General features: G+C 41.3%; 3 protein-coding genes, 1 other RNA gene and 2 pseudogenes. 3 read left to right on the top strand and 3 right to left on the bottom strand.

Features of this window, described 5'->3' with window-relative positions:
* Window positions 1-477: 477 nt before the first annotated feature.
* An RNA gene (gene rnpB / locus CLV95_RS18410) (RNase P RNA component class A) lies at window positions 478-873 on the bottom strand.
* Between the two features lie 128 nt (window positions 874-1,001).
* Between rnpB and CLV95_RS18405 the strand changes: the two genes are divergently transcribed.
* From CLV95_RS18405 to CLV95_RS18395, 3 genes are all read left to right on the top strand, one after another.
* Entirely contained in the window at window positions 1,002-1,451 is a 450-nt protein-coding gene (locus CLV95_RS18405) for a tetratricopeptide repeat protein (RefSeq protein WP_002727823.1), read from the top strand.
* A 174-nt stretch (window positions 1,452-1,625) separates the two neighbouring features.
* Window positions 1,626-1,913, top strand: a complete 288-nt coding sequence (gene hpf, locus CLV95_RS18400; protein WP_002556490.1) for a ribosome hibernation-promoting factor, HPF/YfiA family — start codon at window positions 1,626-1,628, stop codon at window positions 1,911-1,913.
* A 55-nt stretch (window positions 1,914-1,968) separates the two neighbouring features.
* Window positions 1,969-2,910, top strand: coding sequence for a tetratricopeptide repeat protein (locus CLV95_RS18395; RefSeq protein ID WP_002735355.1), 942 nt, complete (start codon window positions 1,969-1,971; stop codon window positions 2,908-2,910).
* A 155-nt stretch (window positions 2,911-3,065) separates the two neighbouring features.
* Here the strand turns inward: CLV95_RS18395 and CLV95_RS18390 are convergent.
* Both CLV95_RS18390 and CLV95_RS19585 read right to left on the bottom strand, forming a co-directional pair.
* Window positions 3,066-3,243: pseudogene (locus CLV95_RS18390) on the bottom strand (DDE-type integrase/transposase/recombinase); the annotation flags it as partial.
* Between the two features lie 61 nt (window positions 3,244-3,304).
* Window positions 3,305-3,435, bottom strand: a pseudogene (locus tag CLV95_RS19585) (IS5 family transposase); the annotation flags it as partial.

Here is a 3,435-nt window from a genome sequence, read left to right as displayed (position 1 = left end):
AAAATCATACTTCTTGCAAGTAAAAAGCCTCATTCTTGTCGGAACACTTGAAAAATATCAGTTTTTGATCCTTATGATCCCAAAAGCCTTCTTAACTTGTGGGTAACGTTATGGTAGGGAGCGAGATAGTCGTAGCCAGAGCGAAAGCGCCAGGCGAAGACTCTTAGCGTAGCTAAGATGAACGCTCCATAGAGAGTGAGACGGCTTTCACTTCCTCCACCAGCCTTCTTGGCTTTGACCCCGTCGAATCAAAAGTATCATACTCGGAACTGCATTTTCAAGAATCATACGAATCTAAGGATCGAAGTACAATGATCACTTTCGCATTGGTTATGTCGAACTCACGTTAAAAGAAGTCCCAAAAGAAAATTCAACACAACCATCTTAGCAAAGTAAAGGTGTCCCACAGATTATGTTCATTCATACATTCTGAATACAAAATTGATCAAAACAAAAACGAGGTTGTGAGACCGAAATACCAACATTCTGCCTATAAGCCGGATTCTGTCCTCTCCTGAAGAGATGGATGATCATTTATCTTGCTCCGAAAGTTACCGATCGGAGTCTTTGCTCTCTACCCACAGCCCTGCGGAAACGACAAAAAGGCTGCCTATTTGAGATTGCACCCGGGAGGGTTTACCGTTCCCGATCTCTCTCGAAATCGAAGGTGGGCTCTTACCCCGCCATTTCACCCTTACCGCGCCGAATTTCTTCGACGAGGCGGTATCCTTTCTGTTGCACTTTCCATATTTTTTCCCTAAAATTTCTCTCAAAGAAAAAACTCCGGGAATTACCCGGTCCCGTGTTTCCTGGTGTCCGGACTTTCCTCACTCTCTTGTTTTCCAAAAGTAGCGCGACCATCCAGCAGAATGTTTGATTTCGACTATTTTGAAAAGGCTCAAGCAAAACGAGAAAAAAAAGAAAGAATCCCAGAATCTTCAGAAAACTTGGTACACCACTTGCATATATTTATGCAAGAACACTGGAACTGAGGTGATAAGATGAACAAGTTTGCAACAATTGCCCTCTTTTTAAGCATTTTTACAGGACTTTACGCAATTCCAGAAGCCGAAAAGGTAGAAGAAGAACTTAGTAGGTTCACACCTGAGAATGAAATCCAGCTCGCAAATAAGTTAAGTGCTTTGGGAAGCCTCAAACAAAAAGTAAGAGACTACAACTCTGCAATCGATCTTTACAACCAATCTCTAACGGTCCGTGAAAAAATAGGAGAAAAAGAATCTTCCGGTTACGCTCTGGTTCTTTATCTCAAATCCATTTCCGAGTTCCGTCAAGGAAAGTCCTGCCGAGCCCTTGAGAACATTAAAAACGTAATTTCGATCTATCAGAAAATCGGAGACATCGATTCCGCTCTGAATGCGGAAGAGGAAGCTTATAAAAAATATCAAGAAGCATGTTCCATCCATATGGAAAGCGTTGCAAAAGCGGAATAATCCAACTGGCGAATTTATCCCATCTCTAGTTCTAACTTACTAACCCGCCACCTAAAAAGGGCGGGCTTTTTTTGATTTGACTCTTCCTCTTTTAAGACTAACCTGAAATTCCGGATCTTGAACTCCCGCCTTCACTTCAATTTGTCCGGTATAATCAATAATTCGGAGCAGCCTATGAAAATAAATTATAACTGGAAAAACGTGGATCATTCTAAAGCAGCCGAAAAATACGCAAACAGCAAGTTGGATCGAGTTTCAAAATACCTTCATGCGGTTCAGTCCTTTGAAATCTCTTTTGAAATGATCCATGGAGAAGTCACCGCAAACCTAAATTTACACGGGGACGGTAATAAATTCAACGCACAAAATTCAAGCAAGGATATCTACGCCTGTATCGACGGCTTGGAAGACAAGATCGTCAAACAAGTAAGCAAACATCACGATAAAAAAGCGAATCACTGACCGATTTCGTCCGGTGGAATTCTCCACCGGATTCCAAACTTAAGCTAAAGAACCAATGTCTTTTCCCAGAAAACTCGAAGAAGCAAACCAATACCTTTCAAATGGAGATTTCGATAAGGCAAAAAAAGTTTTCGATTTCCTCCTCGGAGAAGACCCGGAAAATCCGGAGGTAATCGCCGGTTATTTCACCTCCTCTTACTGGGACAATCGCATCGATCGAATTCACAATACGAAAGATGGAAGGGAAAGAAGTCACCTTCTCGTTCAATATTTTTCCGAATTTCAAAAAGCGTTCGAACTGAGAAAATTCACCGGGACCTCTTCCTTTCGCGCTGTTTCGGAATCGGTTTTAGCGGAAGCAGTCGATCAGCTGAAAATCTCAGTTCAAAGGGAAGGTCTTCACTTTCAAGATCCCTCCGCACTGCTGGGTCTCATACGTGAACTCATCCGTTTTAGAGATTATCGAAACGCACTCGAAATTTTAAATTATTCTTCTTCCGTAGAAAGGAATTCTCCCGAGTTTCTTTACTTGAAGGCAGAATCCTTTTTTCAAACCGGCGAGGAAAGAAGAGCCATCCTACTGTTTCGAGAAGCTTTTTTAAAGGATCCTTCCGCTGCGCCTCTGACAATTTTGAAATCGGAACCAATCCTTTCTTGGATCGAAAGACTAAAGAATTCTTATCAGGAAGAATCGGATTTGAAAGAAGTCCTTCCGGTCGTTTTAGCGGAACAAGGAATTTTCGAGGAAACCAGGAATTATTCCGAAAAGGAAATCCTAGGATATTATCAAAATCTAATTCGTTTAAAAGATACTTTGAATTCCAGAAAAGATTTCTACGACTTTAAGATTCGTTGCAGAATCCTACAACATGCTTGTCTCCTTCTGGACGTTTACAGGGGTATGCAATACGGCGAAATCTACCAAGAATCCAAGAAAATCCTGGACTCGGTCGACCCGGGCTTTTTTCAAAGAAGACAGGACGGAATTAAGAAATAGAAAAGTCGTTTTTTTACATGTTGTGGTTCAAAAACCGCCACATGTAAAGTATGTGATACCTTGACGACTAACATATGCTAAGTGGCATTCCGCTGCAGAATCCACACCAAAGTAGAAAGCCGGGTCCGGAAAACCGGAATGTCGTTTAACATTTAATAGAAAACGGATCGTAGTGACCAATGTTTAAGTTCCGGTTTTTTAAGATATTCGGCAATGATCGTTGCTCTTTGGAAGTGAGTTGTCCAGGATGCAGCTTTCTACAAAGATTAAAAACGGAACTTAAACATTGGCCTCGTTTTTCCAACGATAAAAACGTTGTGTGGAGATCTTCAAAAATCCTCTTGCGACGTCGCCTTTAAAATGAACTGGATCGAACTAAGAGCCGGTCTCAAAACTACCTATCAAAAAAGTTAAAAGCAATGATCGAGCCTGCGAGATAAAGAGATGCAAGATAATTTTCAGATTTTCTTTCCCAACGAATTAGAATGGCTCTGAATCGGTTGTGCCAACTGTTAGTTCTTTCAA

The sequence above is a fragment of the Leptospira borgpetersenii serovar Javanica genome (genome assembly GCF_003046425.1).
GTDB classification, from domain to species: domain Bacteria; phylum Spirochaetota; class Leptospiria; order Leptospirales; family Leptospiraceae; genus Leptospira; species Leptospira borgpetersenii.
The sequence above is the reverse complement of the archived record's forward strand: the minus strand, read 5'-3'. Positions and strand labels throughout refer to the sequence as shown.

Excerpts from the sequence above, each read along its gene's own strand:
- CLV95_RS18395 (WP_002735355.1), top strand. The coding sequence starts at position 1,969 with ATGTCTTTTCCCAGAAAACTCGAAGAAGCAAACCAATACCTTTCAAAT.
- hpf (WP_002556490.1), top strand. The coding sequence starts at position 1,626 with ATGAAAATAAATTATAACTGGAAAAACGTGGATCATTCTAAAGCAGCC.
- CLV95_RS18405 (WP_002727823.1), top strand. The coding sequence starts at position 1,002 with ATGAACAAGTTTGCAACAATTGCCCTCTTTTTAAGCATTTTTACAGGA.